Annotated in this window: 18 protein-coding genes; 9 read left to right on the top strand and 9 right to left on the bottom strand. The window is 60.1% G+C overall.

The annotated features are described in order from the left end of the window. Nucleotides 1–117 precede the first annotated feature (117 nt). The 5 genes from CKW30_RS07410 to rlmF all read left to right on the top strand — a co-directional run bounded on the left by CKW30_RS07410 (nucleotide 118) and on the right by rlmF (nucleotide 6,790). On the top strand, nucleotides 118–1,608 hold the full coding sequence (locus CKW30_RS07410; RefSeq protein WP_095180436.1) for a leucyl aminopeptidase: 1,491 nt from the start codon (nucleotides 118–120) through the stop codon (nucleotides 1,606–1,608). A gap of 60 nt (nucleotides 1,609–1,668) precedes the next feature. After that, nucleotides 1,669–2,097: a DNA polymerase III subunit chi gene (locus CKW30_RS07405; protein WP_056783088.1), complete on the top strand. Its 429-nt coding sequence runs from the start codon at nucleotides 1,669–1,671 to the stop codon at nucleotides 2,095–2,097. 8 nt (nucleotides 2,098–2,105) lie between these two features. Continuing rightward, complete coding sequence (locus CKW30_RS07400) at nucleotides 2,106–2,492, top strand: hypothetical protein (RefSeq protein ID WP_056783087.1); 387 nt, start codon at nucleotides 2,106–2,108, stop codon at nucleotides 2,490–2,492. A 198-nt stretch (nucleotides 2,493–2,690) separates the two neighbouring features. Beyond that, the gene (locus tag CKW30_RS07395; RefSeq protein ID WP_041479508.1) at nucleotides 2,691–5,537 is read left to right on the top strand and encodes a valine--tRNA ligase; all 2,847 of its coding nucleotides are present in this window, start codon (nucleotides 2,691–2,693) and stop codon (nucleotides 5,535–5,537) included. Between the two features lie 233 nt (nucleotides 5,538–5,770). Then, the gene (gene rlmF, locus CKW30_RS07390) at nucleotides 5,771–6,790 is read left to right on the top strand and encodes a 23S rRNA (adenine(1618)-N(6))-methyltransferase RlmF (RefSeq protein WP_016771571.1); all 1,020 of its coding nucleotides are present in this window, start codon (nucleotides 5,771–5,773) and stop codon (nucleotides 6,788–6,790) included. Between the two features lie 194 nt (nucleotides 6,791–6,984). On the opposite strand, the gene CKW30_RS07385 is transcribed toward rlmF, so the two are convergent. Beyond that, nucleotides 6,985–7,266: an HU family DNA-binding protein gene (locus tag CKW30_RS07385; protein ID WP_003221909.1), complete on the bottom strand. Its 282-nt coding sequence runs from the start codon at nucleotides 7,264–7,266 to the stop codon at nucleotides 6,985–6,987. A gap of 485 nt (nucleotides 7,267–7,751) precedes the next feature. On the opposite strand from CKW30_RS07385, the gene yejK reads away from it, so the two are divergent. Further along, the gene (yejK, locus tag CKW30_RS07380) at nucleotides 7,752–8,756 is read left to right on the top strand and encodes a nucleoid-associated protein YejK (protein WP_039759184.1); all 1,005 of its coding nucleotides are present in this window, start codon (nucleotides 7,752–7,754) and stop codon (nucleotides 8,754–8,756) included. Then, nucleotides 8,756–9,106, top strand: coding sequence for a glutaredoxin family protein (locus tag CKW30_RS07375; protein WP_095180435.1), 351 nt, complete (start codon nucleotides 8,756–8,758; stop codon nucleotides 9,104–9,106). Before yejK ends, CKW30_RS07375 begins: the two co-directional genes overlap by 1 nt. 83 nt (nucleotides 9,107–9,189) lie before the next feature. Here CKW30_RS07375 and CKW30_RS07370 read toward each other — a convergent pair whose 3' ends face one another. From CKW30_RS07370 to CKW30_RS07350, 5 genes are all read right to left on the bottom strand, one after another. Then, nucleotides 9,190–10,125 (bottom strand): glutathione S-transferase family protein, encoded by a 936-nt coding sequence (locus CKW30_RS07370; protein ID WP_095180434.1) that lies wholly within the window; start codon nucleotides 10,123–10,125, stop codon nucleotides 9,190–9,192. Between the two features lie 84 nt (nucleotides 10,126–10,209). Then, entirely contained in the window at nucleotides 10,210–10,512 is a 303-nt protein-coding gene (locus CKW30_RS07365; RefSeq protein WP_095180433.1) for a GIY-YIG nuclease family protein, read from the bottom strand. A gap of 40 nt (nucleotides 10,513–10,552) precedes the next feature. Continuing rightward, nucleotides 10,553–11,023 (bottom strand): nuclear transport factor 2 family protein, encoded by a 471-nt coding sequence (locus CKW30_RS07360; RefSeq protein WP_095180432.1) that lies wholly within the window; start codon nucleotides 11,021–11,023, stop codon nucleotides 10,553–10,555. Nucleotides 11,024–11,213: 190 nt separating this feature from the next. Next, nucleotides 11,214–12,518, bottom strand: a complete 1,305-nt coding sequence (locus tag CKW30_RS07355) for a CynX/NimT family MFS transporter (protein ID WP_095180431.1) — start codon at nucleotides 12,516–12,518, stop codon at nucleotides 11,214–11,216. After that, nucleotides 12,508–13,167, bottom strand: coding sequence for a FadR/GntR family transcriptional regulator (locus CKW30_RS07350; protein ID WP_095180430.1), 660 nt, complete (start codon nucleotides 13,165–13,167; stop codon nucleotides 12,508–12,510). Before CKW30_RS07350 ends, CKW30_RS07355 begins: the two co-directional genes overlap by 11 nt. A 166-nt stretch (nucleotides 13,168–13,333) precedes the next feature. Here CKW30_RS07350 and CKW30_RS07345 point away from each other — a divergent pair, with 166 nt between their 5' ends. Both CKW30_RS07345 and CKW30_RS07340 read left to right on the top strand, forming a co-directional pair. After that, nucleotides 13,334–13,645, top strand: coding sequence for a type II toxin-antitoxin system MqsR family toxin (locus tag CKW30_RS07345; protein ID WP_071174464.1), 312 nt, complete (start codon nucleotides 13,334–13,336; stop codon nucleotides 13,643–13,645). Continuing rightward, a complete protein-coding gene (locus tag CKW30_RS07340) occupies nucleotides 13,642–14,130 on the top strand; it encodes a type II toxin-antitoxin system MqsA family antitoxin (RefSeq protein WP_095180429.1) in 489 nt (162 codons plus the stop codon). Before CKW30_RS07345 ends, CKW30_RS07340 begins: the two co-directional genes overlap by 4 nt. A 57-nt stretch (nucleotides 14,131–14,187) precedes the next feature. Here CKW30_RS07340 and CKW30_RS07335 read toward each other — a convergent pair whose 3' ends face one another. The 3 genes from CKW30_RS07335 to CKW30_RS07325 are packed head-to-tail and all read right to left on the bottom strand — an operon-like array spanning nucleotide 14,188 to nucleotide 17,252. Beyond that, entirely contained in the window at nucleotides 14,188–14,952 is a 765-nt protein-coding gene (locus CKW30_RS07335; RefSeq protein ID WP_016771581.1) for an amino acid ABC transporter ATP-binding protein, read from the bottom strand. A 13-nt stretch (nucleotides 14,953–14,965) separates the two neighbouring features. Beyond that, complete coding sequence (locus tag CKW30_RS07330; protein WP_016771582.1) at nucleotides 14,966–16,060, bottom strand: amino acid ABC transporter permease; 1,095 nt, start codon at nucleotides 16,058–16,060, stop codon at nucleotides 14,966–14,968. A gap of 10 nt (nucleotides 16,061–16,070) precedes the next feature. Next, nucleotides 16,071–17,252 (bottom strand): amino acid ABC transporter permease, encoded by a 1,182-nt coding sequence (locus CKW30_RS07325; protein ID WP_041479500.1) that lies wholly within the window; start codon nucleotides 17,250–17,252, stop codon nucleotides 16,071–16,073. Between the last annotated feature and the right edge of the window lie 5 nt (nucleotides 17,253–17,257).

The raw sequence follows: 17,257 nt of genomic DNA, 5'->3' as shown, positions 1-17,257 counted from the left end.
AGGTTCAAACTGCGGCCCTTGTCGCAGGCTTTGGCCTGCGCCTCTTCTATCTATAAGCAGGCGACTGCGGACAGCGTCGAACGCCTGCGTGTTGACCATTCATTCAGGGATCCGGACATGGAACTGGTTGTAAAAAGCGTTAGCCCAGAAACGTTGAAAACCGCCACCCTGGTGGTTGCCATCGGCGAAGGCCGCAAACTCGGTGTCGCCGCCAGACTGGTCGACGAGTCGAGCGGTGGTGCCATCAGCGCCGTGCTCAAGCGTGGCGACCTGGCCGGCAAGGTCGGTCAAAGCCTGCTGCTGCACAGCCTGCCGAATCTCAAAGCCGAGCGCGTGTTGCTGGTCGGCGTGGGCAAGGACGAGGAACTGGGCGACCGTCCGTTCCGCAAAATCGTTGCCGGCATCCTCAACACCCTCAAAGGCCTGGGCGGCGGTGATGCCGTGCTGGCGCTGGATGAAGTCATCGTCAAAGGTCGCGACAGCTACGGCAAGACCCGCCTGCTGGCGGAAACCCTGGTCGACGGCGGCTACACCTTCGACCAGTTCAAGAGCCAGAAAGCCGAACCGCGCGCGCTGAAGAAAATCACCCTGCTGACCATCAAGGCTGCGCAAGCCGAAGTGCAGCGCGCCGTGAACCACGCCACCGCCATCGCCAACGGCATGGCCTTCACCCGCGATCTGGGCAACCTGCCGCCGAACATCTGCCACCCGACGTTCATGGGCGAACAGGCCAAGAATCTGGGCAAAGAGTTCAAGGATCTGAAAGTCGAAGTCCTCGACGAGAAGAAGATCAAATCCCTCGGCATGGGCTCGTTCTACGCAGTGGGCCAGGGCAGCGCCCAGCCGCCGCGCCTGATCGTCATGCAATACAACGGTGGCAAGAAATCCGAGAAGCCATACGCGCTGGTCGGCAAGGGCATCACCTTCGACACCGGCGGCATCAGCCTGAAGCCGGGCGCCGGCATGGACGAGATGAAGTACGACATGGGCGGCGCTGCCTCCGTGTTCGGCACATTGCGCGCCGTGCTTGAGCTGAAACTGCCGATCAATCTGGTGTGCATCCTCGCCTGCGCCGAAAACATGCCGAGCGGCAATGCGACCCGTCCGGGCGACATCGTCACCACCATGAGCGGCCAGACCGTGGAAATCCTCAACACCGACGCCGAAGGCCGTCTGGTGCTGTGCGATGCGCTGACCTACGCCGAGCGCTTCAAGCCACAAGCGGTGATCGACATCGCCACCCTGACCGGTGCTTGCGTGGTGGCCCTGGGCGCACACACGTCCGGCCTGCTGGGCAACAACGACGAACTGATCGACCAACTGCTCAGCGCCGGCAAGGCTGCCGACGACCGCGCCTGGCAACTGCCGCTGTTCGACGAGTATCAAGAGCAGCTGGACAGCCCGTTCGCCGACATCGCCAACATTGGCGGGCCGAAGGCCGGCACCATCACTGCCGCCTGCTTCCTGTCGCGCTTCACCAAGAACCTCAACTGGGCGCACCTGGACATCGCCGGCACGGCATGGACCAGCGGCGGCAAGGACAAGGGCGCCACTGGCCGTCCGGTTCCGCTGCTGACCCAGTACCTGCTCGATCGCGCCAAAGCCTGACACCGCTGATGGGCGGCGGCGCCACTTTCGGGTGACGCCGCTTGCCGCTCTGGAACCGCAATGACCAAAGTCGACTTCTATATCCTGCCCAGCGCCGATCCTTCAGCGCGTCTGGATTTCGCCTGCAAGCTCACCGAGAAAGCCTGGCGCATGGGCCATCGCATCTACCTGCATTGCAGCGATGCGGCCCAACGTGACGATCTCGATGCGCGTCTGTGGGCATTCAAGGGCGAAAGTTTCGTGCCTCACGGCCCTGCCGACAGTGAGCCCGACGGTTTGATCGTGCTGGGACACGGGGCAGACTGCGGTGAGCACCAGGATCTGCTGGTCAATCTCGATCTGAAAGTCCCGGCCTTCGCCAGCAAATTCGCCCGCGTGGCGGAAGTGGTGGTGGAAGATCCGACCATCCGCGCAGCGGCGCGGGAGAGTTTCCGTTTCTACCGCGAACAGGGCTATTCTCTGCAAGACCACCGTTTACAGCGACTCTGAGCATTCCAATGGACACTCCGAAACCGCAACAGAAATCCGCACACCTGCTGGACGATCTCGAATCGATCCGCCAGTTGCTCGGCGATGACAACCTGCAACCGCCGCTGTTGACCGATACGGTCGATGACGGCGAACAGGAACAGATTCCGATGCTGTTCGATTCCGTCGGCAATCAGCCGGCGGCCGTCGAGCCGCCACCAGCGCCGCCGGCTGCCCCGGCTGCCGCACCGGTCGATAAAGGCCCGGATGCCTTGCTGCACCTGGACAGCGAACTGCGCGCCGCCGCGCAATTGATCATGCAAGACGTGATCGACGACTTCGCCCCGCACATCGAAACCGAAATCAAACGTCGCCTGGATGCGCGGATGGAGCGGCTGCTCAGCCAGTACGAATAAGCCCCAATCCTCTGTAGGAGCCAGCCTGCTGGCGATGGCATCACCTCGGTTTTCCTGAAAAACCGCAGTGCCTGCATCGCGAGCAGGCTCACTCCTACATTTAGATCTCCGCCAGACCTCCCCCGCTCGCCCTCGGCACCATGCCCCGCTATACTTCCCGGCTTTTCCTGAATAAATGCCAATAGGGTCCCGCCGCGCATGGATAAGACCTACCAGCCGCACGCCATTGAAACTTCCTGGTACAAGACCTGGGAGTCCGAGAACTACTTCGCCCCGCAAGGCGCGGGCGAGTCCTACACCATCATGATCCCGCCGCCGAACGTCACCGGCAGCCTGCACATGGGTCACGGTTTCAACAACGCGATCATGGACGCGTTGATCCGTTTCCGCCGCATGCAGGGTCGCGACACCCTGTGGCAGCCGGGCACCGACCACGCCGGTATCGCCACGCAGATGCTGGTGGAGCGCCAACTCGAAGCCCAGGGCCAGAATCGTCACGATCTGGGCCGGGAAAAATTCCTCGAGAAAGTCTGGGAATGGAAAGATCAGTCCGGCGGCAACATCAGCCGGCAGATCCGCCGCCTCGGCTCGTCCGTCGACTGGAGCCGCGAGCGCTTTACCATGGACGACGGCCTCTCGGAAGCGGTCAAGGAAGCCTTCGTGCGTCTGCATGAAGACGGCCTGATCTATCGCGGCAAGCGTCTGGTCAACTGGGACACCAAACTGCACACGGCGATTTCCGACCTCGAAGTGGAAAACCACGAAGAGAAAGGTTTCCTGTGGAACCTGAAATACCCATTGGCCGACGGTGTAAAAACCGCCGAGGGCGATGACTTCCTGATCGTCGCCACCACCCGTCCGGAAACCATGCTCGGCGACTCCGCCGTCGCGGTTAACCCCAACGACGAGCGCTACAAAGCGCTGATCGGCAAATTCGTCGAGCTGCCACTGGTTGGCCGCCGCATCCCGATCATCGCCGACGATTACTGCGATCCTGAATTCGGCACCGGCTGCGTGAAAATCACCCCGGCCCACGATTTCAACGACTACGAAGTCGGCAAGCGCCACAACCTGCCGCTGCTGAACATCTTCGACAAGAACGCCAACGTGCTGCCTGCCGCTCAGGTGTTCAACCTCGACGGCACGCTGAACGAGAGCATCGACGGCAAGATTCCGGCCGAGTTCGCCGGCCTTGAGCGTTTCGAAGCGCGCAAGCAGATCGTTGCCGCGTTCGACGCTGCCGGCCTGCTGGTGAGTGTCAACGATCACAACCTGAAAACGCCGAAAGGCGATCGTTCCGGCACGGTCATCGAGCCGTGGCTGACCGACCAGTGGTACGTATCGACCAAGCCTCTGGCCGAGCCGGCGATTGCTGCCGTTGAAGACGGTCGCATCCAGTTCGTGCCCAAACAGTACGAAAACATGTACTTCTCGTGGATGCGCGACATCCAGGACTGGTGCATCAGCCGTCAGCTGTGGTGGGGCCACCGGATTCCGGCCTGGTACGACGAGTCGGGCAAGGTCTACGTCGGTCGCGACGAAGCCGAAGTGCGTGCCAAGCACAACCTCGGCCCGGACGTTGCGCTGCAACAGGACAATGACGTACTCGACACCTGGTTCAGTTCCGGCCTGTGGACCTTCTCCACGCTGGGCTGGCCTGAGCAGACCGAGTTCCTGAAGAAATTCCACTCCACCGACGTGCTGGTCACCGGTTTCGACATCATCTTCTTCTGGGTTGCCCGGATGATCATGATGACCATGCACCTGATGAAGAACGAAGACGGCACGCCGCAGGTTCCGTTCAAGACTGTGTACGTACACGGTCTGGTACGCGACGGCCAAGGCCAGAAGATGTCCAAGTCCAAGGGCAACGTCCTTGACCCGCTGGACATCATCGACGGCATCGACCTGGAAACCCTGGTGCAGAAGCGCACTTCGGGCCTGATGCAACCGAAACTGGCGAAGAAGATCGAGAAAGCCACCCGCGAAGAATTCGCCAATGGCATCGAAAGCTACGGCACCGACGCCCTGCGCTTCACGTTCTGCTCGCTGGCCTCGACCGGTCGCGACATCAAGTTCGACATGGGTCGCGTCGAAGGCTATCGCAACTTCTGCAACAAGATCTGGAACGCCGCGCGTTACGTTCTGGACAAGGGCGAAGACTGCGGCCAGAACGGCGAAGCCTACGAGCTGTCGCTGGCTGATCGCTGGATCATCTCGCAGCTGCAACGCACCGAAGCCGAAGTGACCCGCCAACTGGATCAGTTCCGTTTCGACCTCGCCGCGCAAGCGTTGTACGAGTTCATCTGGAACCAGTACTGCGACTGGTATCTGGAACTGTCCAAGCCTGTGCTGTGGGACGAGAACGCACCGGTCGAACGTCAGCGCGGCACTCGCCGGACGCTGGTACGCGTGCTGGAAGTGGCGCTGCGTCTGGCGCATCCGTTCATGCCGTTCATCACTGAAGAAATCTGGCAGCGCATCGCGCCGCTGGCCGGCATCCAGGGCAAGACGATCATGCTGCAGCCTTGGCCGGTGGCCAACGAAGAGCGCATCGATCCGGCGGCGGAAAACGACATCGAATGGCTCAAGGAACTGATGCTCGGCACGCGCAACATTCGTGGCGAGATGAACATCGGCCCGGGCAAGCCACTGCCGATCTTCCTGAAGAACGTCAGCGCTGACGACCAGCGCCGCCTGACCGAGAACGAAGCGCTGCTGAAGAAGCTGGCGCGTCTGGAATCGATCACCGTACTCGCCGCTGGCGAAGAAGCACCGCTGTCCGCTACCGCACTGGTCGGCGAGATGGAAGTGCTGGTGCCGATGGCCGGTCTGATCGACAAGGGCGCCGAACTGGCGCGTCTGGACAAGGAAATCCTGCGTCTGCAGGGCGAAGTCCAGCGCGTTGGCGGCAAGCTGTCCAACGCAGGTTTCGTCGACAAGGCCCCGGCCGAAGTCATCGAAAAGGAACGCGCCAAACTGGCCGAGGCCGAACAGGCCTTGGGCAAGCTGGCCGAGCAGCATGCGCGGATTGCCAGCCTGTAACGGCAAATCGCACTGAAAAAGGGAGGCCCAAGTGGCCTCCCTTTTTTATTCCTGAAAAACCTTGAGTCCCCTGTGGGAGCGAGCCTGCTCGCGAAAGCGCTGTGTCAGCCGACAAATCTGCCGGATGTGAAACCGCCTTCGCGAGCAGGCTCGCTCCCACAGTTTGAACGGTGTTGCCTTCAGATGTGGGACAATGCCCGCCACTTTCAGCCATACCCGAATCGACCACGCCCATGACCGCCCCCCGCACACCCAAACCTGCGCGCAAGAAGCCTGACGCCGCGTCCCCTAGCAAAGCCGTCGAGCCGCGCGAGAAGGCCAGCCTGCATCCGCGCAATCGCCATCAGGGTCGTTACGACTTTCCGGCACTGATCAAGACCACGCCGGAACTGGCCAAGTACGTGATCACCAACCCGTACGGCAAGGAAAGCATCGACTTCGCCAGCCCCGACGCGGTACGTGTGTTCAATCGGGCGCTGCTCAAGGCGTTCTACGGCATCCAGCATTGGGACATTCCGGCGGACTATCTTTGCCCTCCGGTTCCGGGGCGTGCCGACTATGTGCACTTTCTCGCTGACCTGCTGGCGAGCATGAACGACGGCAAGGTCCCGCGCGGCGCGATCGTCAATGTGCTGGATATCGGCATGGGCGCCAACTGCGTTTATCCGTTGATCGGCAACAGCGAATACCGTTGGCACTTCCTCGGCTCGGAGATCGACCCAACAGCCGTGGCGGCGGCGCGAGCCATCGTGCAGTCCAACGATCTGAGCAAGGTGATCCAGCTGCGCCAGCAGGAAAACCGCAAGCACATCCTCATTGGCTTGCTGGAGCCGGGCGAGCGTTTCGACCTGACCATGTGCAACCCGCCGTTCCACGCTTCGATGGAAGAAGCGACCAAGGGCAGCGAGCGCAAGTGGCGCGCCTTGGGCAAGGCCGACCCGAAACGCAAGCTACCGGTGCTGAACTTCGGCGGGCAATCGGCGGAGCTGTGGTGTGAAGGCGGTGAAGCGCGCTTTGTGACGCAGTTGATTGCCGAAAGTGCGAACTTCCAGCACAAGGTGTTGTGGTTCAGCACACTGGTGTCGAAGGCCTCGAACCTGCCGGCCATCGAGACGGCACTGAAGAAGGCCGGCGTGCTGGAGAGCCAGGTCGTGGAGATGTCGCAGGGCCAGAAGCAGAGCCGCTTTGTCGCCTGGACCTTCCAGACCAAGTCCGAGCAGCAGATCTGGCGGCGTGAGCGCTGGGTTCGCTAACACACAGCAGATCCCCTGTGGGAGCGAGCCTGCTCGCGAAAGCGGCGTGTCAGTCAGCTTCAATATCGACTGACCTACCGCTTTCGCGAGCAGGCTCGCTCCCACATTGGCCCTGCGATTCAGTCGCTAAATCACAGACACAAAAAAACCGTGCCCCGGATCACTCCGAAGCACGGTTTTTTTATCGCTGCGTCTTACTTGTTCACAGCGTCGGTCAGGCCTTTGGCCACAACCAGCTTGATCACTTTCTTTGCAGGGATTTCGATGGCAGCGCCAGTCGAAGGGTTACGGCCAGTGCGGGCAGGACGCTCGGTCACTTTCAGCTTGCCGATACCTGGCAAGGTGATTTCGCCGCCGTTTTCCAGCTGATCGGCAACGATTTGGCCCAGTTGGTCCAGAGCGTTACGCGCGGTGGTTTTCGGCGCGTCGATAGCTTCAGCGATGTCGGCGATCAGTTGGTCTTTAGTAAGAGCCATGTAGTGTTCCTTCCCTATCAAATTCATATGGATTGCAGAGTGCAGTGTCAGCCATCGAGCCCGATCTTCTGGATCTGGCACCCTCGGCGATAACCACGACGAGTCGGGTTATAGATGCCGAAATCAGGGTTTGGTTCGACCTGACAAATGCTGAATGCACGCTTAACGCAGTGACTTCGCGTAAGACCGGGCAAAACTAGCACAGCGACAAGGAAATATCCGCCTCTAGCTACCCATTTGGTCAGCTTTATTGCGCTAAATCGGTAAAAAACCGCTTAAGGCCGGCCGCTTGCGCCGATTTAAGCCTTGGCCCCCCTGTAGGAGCTGCCGAAGGCTGCGATCTTTGGACTTTGCTTTTTCAAAAACAAGATCAAAAGATCGCAGCCTTCGGCAGCTCCTACGCAGAGCCTCGGCCGGAGATTCGGTTACACTGAGCGCTTTTTCGGGGGAGCCTGCCCTCCTCCCTTCCAACAGCCGAGAAGCCCATGCCGATCCGTCATTGCATCGTCCACCTGATCGACAAAAAACCCGACGGCACGCCCGCAGTTCTGCACGCCCGTGACTCTGAACTGGCCGAGTCCGCAGCCATCGAAAACATGCTCGCCGACCTCAACGAAAGCTACAACGCCAAACAGGGCAAAGCCTGGGGCCTGTTCCATCCGGAATCCGGCGCATTCCCGTTCAGCGGCTGGCTGAAGGAGTATATGGAAGGCGGCCGTGACTTCACCGCGTTCAGTAAAGTGGCGGTCGAGCATCTGCAGAAACTGATGGAAGAATCCAACCTGTCGGTGGGTGGCCACGTGCTGTTCGCCCACTATCAGCAAGGCATGACTGACTACCTGGCGATCGCCCTGCTGCACCACAGCGAAGGCGTGGCGGTGACCGACGAGCTCGACGTGACGCCCTCGCGCCATCTCGACCTTGGCCAGTTGCATCTGGCCGCGCGGATCAACGTTTCCGAGTGGCAGAACAACAAGCAGTCCAAGCAGTACATCTCGTTCATCAAGGGCAAGAATGGCAAGAAGGTCTCGGAGTATTTCCGCGACTTCATCGGTTGCCAGGAAGGCGTCGACGGCCCCGGCGAGACGCGCACGCTGCTCAAGGCCTTCAGTGACTTTGTCGAGAGCGAAGACCTGCCGGAAGACTCGGCCCGCGAGAAAACCAAGACCCTGGTTGACTATGCCAGCAGCCAGGCCAAGCTCGGCGAACCGATGGGTCTTGAGGAGCTGTCGGAGCTGATCGACGAAGAACGCCCGAAAGCCTTCTACGATCACATCCGCAACAAGGACTATGGCCTGTCGCCAGAGATTCCGGCAGACAAGCGCACCCTCAATCAATTCCGTCGTTTCACCGGCCGCGCCGAAGGTTTGTCGATCAGCTTCGAAGCGCACCTGCTGGGCTCGAAGATCGAGTACGACGAAGAGAACGGCACCCTGATCATCAAAGGCCTGCCGACTTCGCTGACCGATCAGTTGAAGCGGCGTAACTGATGCTCGGCAATGTGCTGAAAAAGGTCGCCCTGGTATTGCTGGTGGTCGTGGTCTATCAGAACTGGGGCAAGATCGAGCGGGTGTTCAATCCCGCGCAAATGGTCTCGCCGCAGACCCGGGCGCAAGCCAATGTCGTGCTTTATGCCACCGACTGGTGCGGCTACTGCAAACAGACCAAACGCTTTCTCGACAGCAAGGGCATACCGTTCAAGGAGTTCGACATCGAGAAAGATGTTGAAGCGCGCAAGGCGTATGAAGCATTGGGTGGACGCGGGATTCCGCTGATCGATGTGAACGGCACGTTGATTCGCGGGTTCGATCCGGACGAAATCCTCGCTGCCCTGAAATAAAATCAAGATCAAAAGATCGCAGCCTTCGGCAGCTCCTACATGAGATCGGTGTAGGAGCTGCCGAAGGCTGCGATCTTTTGCTTTTAGCGCGCTTCGATACGGAAACCAAAACGCGGAAAGTGCACATGCACCACGCCGCCACGTTCGTCTTCACGGCGAATGATCAGCTCTTCACTGCCAGCAAACAACAACTCGCCTGCCACCGGATCAACGCCGTAATCGACAGCGGCAATTGCCACTTGCTGTCCCGTCTTGAAGCCGTTCGGATCAACGAACCGCTCATCCGGCAATGCCGCTGGCGTCGCGTTACGCGCGACCTCCAATGCCTCGGCAGAGGACATCTCGCTCGCTGCGCCATGGCCGAACCCCAGCACCCGACCCAGCCACGCCGCAACCGCCGGATATTCATCCACCAGCGGCGCCGTGACGTGGGTCGCCTTGAGGAACCACATCGGATGCGCCAGGGCGAAGTCGGCAATCGATGGCTCGCCGAAGAGGAAGTCGCCCTGCTCGCGCTGCAACTGTTGCTCCAGCCGCGCCATGATCGTCGGCCACTGATGCTTGGCCTGCTCGGCGGACAGACGCGTGGCGCTGCCACCGCTGAACAACCCGGCGCGGTCGGCCAGGAAGGCCTTTATCGCTTCCGGCGGCAATTTGCCAAAACGCACGGCTACCGATTCTGGCTGGAACACCAGGCTCACCGCGTGCTGAAACACCATCGAGTCGGCCCACGCCGCAAAACTGGCGCTGGTCATTTCCTGGCCTTCGGGAAAGAACGCCGGCAGGGCTTTTTCCTGTTCCAGGCGTCGAGCGATCAGTGCGGTGTCGCAATAGATGTCGGCACCGATCTGCAACACTGGAGTCTTGCGGTAGCCACCGGTCAATGCCGTCAGATCAGGCTTGGGCATCACCGGGGAAATATGCACCGAACGCCAGGACAGGCCTTTGAAGCCCAGCAGCAGGCGCGCCTTCTCGGCAAATGGAGAGGTCGGGTAATGGTGCAGAATCAACTCGGACATGCTCGGCTCCGCCGCTGGAAAAGTGAATCCGCAGCTTAGCGCGCATTGCCTGACAGGCCTACCGATCTGCCTGATGGGAACCAATCAGTCAGATTGATAAGACGCGACCAGGCATTCCTTGGCGCTCTTCTTGAGTTTCTTGATCAGCCGTTCCTGTCGCAGGGCATCGCTTTTGTCACGGCACAGTTCGGTGTAGACCAACGCCATCGCCGGGCTGGAAAGAAAGAACCGCGCTCCCTTGCCGCTCTGGTGCTTGGCGAAACGGCGTACGGGGTCGTCGCTGATTCCGCAATACAACGAGCCATTGGCGGCACGCACGAGGTAGACGAACCAGGATTTACTCACTGGTTCGGCAGCATCGACGGATTTTTCGCTAAGGCTGGTCACTTCGGGATCTGAACGTGTAGGAAAACAGGCGGCGATCTTATCAGCGCCCGGCCTGAAATGCCTTCAGTCCCTTGCGCGCCTGGGCACGTACCGCGTTGCGCACCAGCGGCGTCCAGCCCAGCAGCAGGCCTTTGAAACCCAACGCCTGCCGCGACCAGCGCCACAGATCGAAGTGGTCGTGGTGCTCACAGATCTTGCCGTCCCGGAAGACGAAGCGCGCCTGGATGTCGTTGACCACGACGTTGCCGGTCTGACTGAACAGGTAAGTCGCCACCCAATGCGCGCCGCCGGTGCGCTCGTCGGCGCGGACATTGTCAAAAGTCAGGGAAAAATCCCTGGCGCGGGTAGTCAGCATGCGCCACATGTCGCCGGCATCGCGCCCGCGCAACTCGCCGAAGGCCGGATCGCTGAAGACCACATCGTCGGTGTAGCAGGCCGCCATGGCTTCTGCGTCAAGGCGCTGAAAGGCTTGGTAGAAGCGGGTGATCAGGGCGCTATGGGCTTCGCTCAAGGCAATCTCCAAAGAAATAGGTACAGATTGCCAGCACCATAATCTGCCGCGCGCAGAAACACTATCGGCAATACGCAAAACCCTTGTGGGAGCGAGCCTGCTCGCGAAGGCAATTCAACATTCAACATCCATGTTGACCGAAACACCGCTTTCGCGAGCAGGCTCGCTCCCACATTTGCACCCAGTGCATTCAGATCTTTTCGCTTTGCACCTGCACATACAACGCGCGCCCCGCACCCAGCCCGGCGAGGATCGCACCGGCACCGATAATGCCGAAGATCCAGCCCAAAGCATTCCAGCCACCGGTCCAGTCATGCACCACGCCCACGGCAAACGGCCCCATGGACGCCAGGGTGTAGCCAAAACCCTGCGACATGCTCGACAGGTTCGCCGCGACATGGGAATCGCGCGAGCGCAGGACGATCAGGGTCAGGGCGAGACTGAACGTGCCGCCCTGCCCCAGCCCGAGCAGAATCGCCCAGCCCCACAGACCTTCGATAGGTGCGTACAGGCAGCCGAACAGGCCGGCCAGGGTCAGCGCCATGACCACGACGATCGCCAGGCGCTGATCCTTGCCCCGGGTCGCCAGCCACGGCGCGGCCAGCGAACTGGCCAGTTGAATGATCACCGAACCGGACAGCACCAATCCGGCCTGAGTCGGTGTCAGCCCGCGCCCGATGAGGATCGATGGCAACCAGCCAAACACAATGTAGGCCAGCGACGATTGCAGGCCCATGTACAAGGTCACCTGCCAGGCCAGCGGATCACGCAGCAACCCGCGCACGCGATAAGCGACGTTGTGCGCGCCATGCTTCGAGCCAACTTGCGGCAACCAGAAAACCGCCGCCACCAATGCCGGAATCACCCAGAAGCCCAGGCCCATCGCCCAGCTGTTGCCGAAGTGTTCACTCAGCGGCACGGTCGAACCCGCCGCCATCGCCGCACCCAGGCACAGCGCCATGGTGTAGACGCCGGTCATGGTCCCGGCATGTTTGGCGAAATCGCGTTTGACAATGCCCGGTAACAGCACGCCGACGATGCCGATGCTGGCGCCCCCAAGCACGCTGCCGGCGAACAGGCCGATCTCGCCGAAATTACTGCGCAGGATAATCCCGCCGGCCAGCGTCAGCAGAATCCCCAGCACCACGCGCTCGGCACCGAAACGCCGCGCCAGAATCGGCGCCAGCGGTGCGAACAAGCCCAGGCACAGCACTGGCAACGTGGTCAGCAATCCCGCCTGCGCCGCAGACAGCCCGAGGCTTCTGGAGACCTCGCTGAGCAATGGCGCCATGCTCGACAACGCCGGGCGCAGGTTCAGCGCCACCAGAATCAACCCGAGCAGCAACAGCCACGGGCGTTTTACCAATGGGTGGCTTTGCTGGACCTGCTCGTCATCAGCCTCGGCATCGATCAGCAGCTCTTCAAGTTCGGGGGTGCGTTTCGACGCTGTGGATAACTCACTGCGGGGCATGGATTTCTCGGTTTCAAGGTTCATTGATCAACTGCCTCGACAAGGCTTTGGCCCGTTCCGGGTCGCGTTGCTCGACCGCATCGAGCAAGTCGATGTGCAGATCGAACACTTCCTGACGGCGCGGGGAGATATTCAAGGTCTGGCGCAATTGCGCGCCGACGATGCTGGAGAAATATCGATACAGCTCGCTGAGGGTCGGGTTGTGCGCGGCGTCGACCAGTCGGCGATGGAACACCAGATCGCAGGCGATGTAAGTGTCGAGATCACCATGGTAGTGGCTGCCGCTGGTGCCGAGCGCTTCGCGCAGGGCCGCCAGATCGTCATCGGTACGACGCAACGCCGCCAGGCCGATGGCCTCGACTTCAAGGATGTGTCGGGTCTCCCGAGCCTGCTCCAGGGAACAGCGGGACAACGCCTTCAGCGTATCCAGCGGATCGACCACGGCGCGCAGATAACTGCCGTCGCCTTGGCGAATTTCGATCAGACCGGAAAATGCCAGAACACGCATGGCTTCGCGCACGGTGTTGCGGCTGATGCCCAGCTCGGCGCACAGCTCAGGCTCGGTCGGCAGACGCTCGCCGACTTGCCACGCACCGCTGTTGATGCGCTGACGCAGTTGATCCAAAGCCTGATCGACTAGGGACCGCTTGATCAAAGGGGAAATGTCGGACATGAAACCCACCTTTTCATCCAATCATAGGATGAATTTTCCGACATGTTAGTCAGACCCATGTAGGACGGCAACCACCTAGGGTCAATCGGAGACACATGGAGCGGCATTTTCGATTGGTCAAAATTACCCTTTAAGGGTAATTTCAGGGACAGGGTTTTGGCTTCTTATGGAAAAGAACACACCCCATTACGACTTGGCAGTCGTGAAGGCCGAAGTAATTAGACGAGGCAAAGAAGCCTTTACACGTTATGCACTTGAGACAGGCCGGGACATGGGCATGTCATGGAAAGTGATGATGCAGGTTGTGGCAACGCTTGAGCGGCGGATGCTCTACAAATCCATGACCTCTTATTCCAACCATCGTAACTGGCACGACGTCTATCACGTATCGTTTCGAAATCGGGAGATCTATATCAAAGTGACCTACTGCACGAGCGGTGGTTCTCCGGTGATCTCCTTCAAGGAGAAAAACACATGAGCAAGAGGCAATGCCTGAGTTGCGGCACCGAACACGCAATGCACCACTTTCAAGATCGCAGTCTCGACGTCAATTACAAACAGTTTTCGCGGCCCGTACACCTTCTCGCCGGCTGGGAGTGCAGGATCTGTGGCGAAATCATTTTTGACAGTGGTACCGACAGTGCCGAGCGCTACGTAGATGCCGGCGATCAATTACTCGAAGACGTACTTCGGCTGATCGGCACCGAAATGAAGCGTATTCGCCGAAAGCTCCATCTCACTCAAAGAAGTGCGGTGAAGTGGCTGTCAGGAGGTGGGCATAATGCGTTTTCACGATATGAACGCGGCGAACTGGCTCCGCCGCAGCCGTTGTTCACACTGATGCGGCTTCTGGATCGTCATCCCGATCTGCTAGAGGAAATTCAGGCACTTCACGCAGCCGACGGTCTCAAACAACTTCTGGAAACTCGTTACCCGGAGCGGGAACCTGTTCTGGCCAGATGAGCCCAGATAAAACAACCCCGGAACTGAGTCCGGGTTTGTTTCAGCGCCTGACGGGCATCAATGCAAAATCTGACTCAAGAACAACTTGGTCCGATCATTCTGCGGATTGTCGAAGAAGTCGTTCGGCGCCGCCTGTTCAACGATTTCGCCCTTGTCCATGAAGATCACGCGGTTGGCCACGGTGCGGGCGAAGCCCATTTCGTGGGTCACGCAGAGCATGGTCATGCCGTCTTCGGCCAGACCGATCATGGTGTCCAGAACTTCTTTCACCATTTCCGGATCAAGCGCTGAAGTCGGCTCGTCGAACAGCATGATTTTCGGCTTCATGCACAAGGCGCGGGCGATCGCCACACGCTGTTGCTGACCGCCGGAAAGCTGCCCCGGATATTTGTGCGCCTGCTCCGGAATGCGTACGCGCTCCAGGTAATGCATGGCGATTTCTTCGGCCTTGCGCTTGGGCATCTTGCGCACCCACATCGGCGCCAGGGTGCAGTTCTGCAGGATGGTCAGGTGCGGGAACAGGTTGAAGTGCTGGAACACCATGCCGACTTCGCGACGGATCGCTTCGATCTGCTTGAGGTCGTTGGTCAGTTCCACGCCATCGACGACGATGCGCCCCTGCTGGTGTTCTTCCAGACGATTGAGGCAACGGATCGTGGTGGATTTACCGGAGCCCGACGGGCCACACAGAACGATGCGTTCGCCCTGTTTGACGTTGAGGTTGATGTCCTTGAGTACGTGAAACTGGCCGTACCACTTGTTCACGCCCTGCATCTGGATAATGCCTTCCGGACCCACAGGCTTTTTGATTGCTTCGCTCATTTACAGAGAACTCCTAACGCTTGTGGCCAGTGTCGAGCTTGCGTTCCAGATGCATGGAATAGCGCGACATACCAAAACAGAAAATCCAGAACACCAGGGCGGCGAACACGTAGCCTTCGGTGGCCATGCCCAGCCATTTCGGGTCGGCGGCGGCTTGCTTGACGCTGTTGAGCAGGTCGAACAGGCCGATAATGATCACCAGGCTGGTGTCCTTGAACAGCGCAATGAACGTATTGACGATGCCCGGGATCACCAGCTTCAGGGCTTGCGGCAGGATCACCAGGCCCATCGAACGCCAGTAACCGAGGCCCATCGCCGCAGCCGCTTCGTACTGCCCTTTGGGAATCGCTTGCAGACCGCCACGCACCACCTCGGCGACGTACGCCGACTGGAACAGGATCACGCCGATCAGCGCCCGCAACAGCTTGTCGAAGTTCATGCCTTCAGGCAGGAACAGCGGCAGCATTACCGAGGACATGAACAGCACCGTGATCAACGGCACGCCGCGCCAGAACTCGATGAAGGTCACGCAGACCACACGAATCGCCGGCATGTTCGAACGCCGTCCCAGCGCCAGCACGATGCCCAGCGGCAATGCTCCGGCGATGCCGACGGTGGCGATCACCAGGGTCAGCATCAGGCCGCCCCACTGGCTGGTCGGCACGGTGGTCATTCCGAAACCGCCATGCAGCAAAGTGAAGGCAATGATCGGGTACAGCACCAGGAAGCTCAGGCCGTACACCGCTTTACGCGGCACGCGCGAGATGAACAGCGGTGCTGCGCCAATGACCGCCAGCCACACGGTCAGATCAACGCGCCAGCGCAGCTCGGTCGGGTAGTAGCCGTACATGAACTGGCCGAAACGCTGCTGAATGAACACCCAGCAGGCGCCTTCCTTGGTGCAGTCGGCGCGGGTGGTGCCGACCCAGTTGGCGTCGACGATCGCCCAGCTGAGGATCGGTGGCACGACCAGGTAGATCAGATAGAACGCAAACAGCGTCAGCAGGGTGTTGAGCCAGCTGGAGAACATGTTCGCGCGCATCCACGCCACCACGCCGATACTGCTGTTCGGTGGAGGCATGTCGGGTTTGAAAGTATGAGTACTCATGCGCTTTTCCTTACCGCTCGATCAGCGCAATGCGCTTGTTGTACCAGTTCATCAGCAGGGAAATGCTGATACTGATCGCCAGGTACACGCTCATGGTGATGGCAATCACTTCGATGGCCTGCCCGGTCTGGTTGAGCACGGTGCCAGCGAACAGCGAAACCATTTCCGGGTAACCGATGCCGGCGGCCAGCGAGGAGTTCTTCGCAAGGTTCAGGTATTGGCTGGTCAGCGGCGGAATGATCACGCGCAGGGCCTGCGGGATGATCACCTTGCGCAGGGTCGGGCCGTTGCGCAGGCCAAGCGAACGCGCCGCTTCGGTCTGACCGTGGCTGACCGACTTGATCCCGGAACGCACGATCTCGGCGATAAACGCTGCGGTGTACACAGTGAGCGCCAGGGTCAACGCCAGCAGTTCCGGGATCAGCACCCAGCCACCGACAAAGTTGAAGCCCTTGAGCTCGGGCATTTCCCAGTGCAACGGAGCGCCGAAGATCAGCGCGCACAAGGTCGGGATCACCAGCGCAATTGCCAGGCCGGTCCAGAACTTGTGGAACGGTACGCCGGTTTCTTCGAAACGCTTGTTGGCCCAGCGGCACATCAGCACGATGCCGACGATGGCCAGCACGATGCTGATCACGAACGCCCAGAAGCCGTCAGCGGCGAGTGCGGCCGGCATGTTCAGGCCACGGCTGCTGACGAAGAAGGTGTCGCCGAAGTTGTGGCTGTTGCGCGGCCCCGGCATGGTCAGGAACACCGCGAAGTACCAGAACAGGATCTGCAGCAGTGGCGGAATGTTGCGGAACACTTCCACATACACCGTCGCCAGTTTGGCGATGATCCAGTTCTGCGACAGCCGCGCCACGCCGACGATGAAACCGAGGATCGTCGCCAGGATCACGCCGATAAAGGTCACCAACAGGGTGTTGAGCAGGCCGATGACAAACACCCGCGCGTAGCTGTCCGCTTCGGTGTAGTCGATCAGGGTTTGAGCGATGCCGAACCCGGCACTGCGCTCCAGAAAGCTGAAACCGGAAGTGATACCCCGGTGCTGAAGGTTGGTTTGCGTGTTGTCGAACAGGTACCAGCCAAGCGAGATCACCGCCACAACGGTGATGATCTGGAATAGCCACGCACGCACTCGTGGATCGCTGAGGCTGAGCCTCTGCTTTGGTGCGCCGATAGAATTTTGCATGAAGT

This window comes from Pseudomonas sp. Irchel 3F6 (assembly GCF_900187595.1).
Classification (GTDB): Bacteria; Pseudomonadota; Gammaproteobacteria; order Pseudomonadales; family Pseudomonadaceae; genus Aquipseudomonas; species Aquipseudomonas siliginis.
This window is presented reverse-complemented; position numbering and strand designations above follow the sequence as displayed.

Bases quoted from the DNA above. Each gene is read 5' to 3' on its own strand.
- CKW30_RS07410 (WP_095180436.1), top strand. From the start codon at position 118: ATGGAACTGGTTGTAAAAAGCGTTAGCCCAGAAACGTTGAAAACCGCC.
- CKW30_RS07405 (WP_056783088.1), top strand. From the start codon at position 1,669: ATGACCAAAGTCGACTTCTATATCCTGCCCAGCGCCGATCCTTCAGCG.
- CKW30_RS07400 (WP_056783087.1), top strand. From the start codon at position 2,106: ATGGACACTCCGAAACCGCAACAGAAATCCGCACACCTGCTGGACGAT.
- CKW30_RS07395 (WP_041479508.1), top strand. From the start codon at position 2,691: ATGGATAAGACCTACCAGCCGCACGCCATTGAAACTTCCTGGTACAAG.
- rlmF (WP_016771571.1), top strand. From the start codon at position 5,771: ATGACCGCCCCCCGCACACCCAAACCTGCGCGCAAGAAGCCTGACGCC.
- CKW30_RS07385 (WP_003221909.1), bottom strand. From the start codon at position 7,266: ATGGCTCTTACTAAAGACCAACTGATCGCCGACATCGCTGAAGCTATC.
- yejK (WP_039759184.1), top strand. From the start codon at position 7,752: ATGCCGATCCGTCATTGCATCGTCCACCTGATCGACAAAAAACCCGAC.
- CKW30_RS07375 (WP_095180435.1), top strand. From the start codon at position 8,756: ATGCTCGGCAATGTGCTGAAAAAGGTCGCCCTGGTATTGCTGGTGGTC.
- CKW30_RS07370 (WP_095180434.1), bottom strand. From the start codon at position 10,125: ATGTCCGAGTTGATTCTGCACCATTACCCGACCTCTCCATTTGCCGAG.
- CKW30_RS07355 (WP_095180431.1), bottom strand. From the start codon at position 12,518: ATGAACCTTGAAACCGAGAAATCCATGCCCCGCAGTGAGTTATCCACA.
- CKW30_RS07350 (WP_095180430.1), bottom strand. From the start codon at position 13,167: ATGTCCGACATTTCCCCTTTGATCAAGCGGTCCCTAGTCGATCAGGCT.
- CKW30_RS07345 (WP_071174464.1), top strand. From the start codon at position 13,334: ATGGAAAAGAACACACCCCATTACGACTTGGCAGTCGTGAAGGCCGAA.
- CKW30_RS07340 (WP_095180429.1), top strand. From the start codon at position 13,642: ATGAGCAAGAGGCAATGCCTGAGTTGCGGCACCGAACACGCAATGCAC.
- CKW30_RS07335 (WP_016771581.1), bottom strand. From the start codon at position 14,952: ATGAGCGAAGCAATCAAAAAGCCTGTGGGTCCGGAAGGCATTATCCAG.
- CKW30_RS07330 (WP_016771582.1), bottom strand. From the start codon at position 16,060: ATGAGTACTCATACTTTCAAACCCGACATGCCTCCACCGAACAGCAGT.
- CKW30_RS07325 (WP_041479500.1), bottom strand. From the start codon at position 17,252: ATGCAAAATTCTATCGGCGCACCAAAGCAGAGGCTCAGCCTCAGCGAT.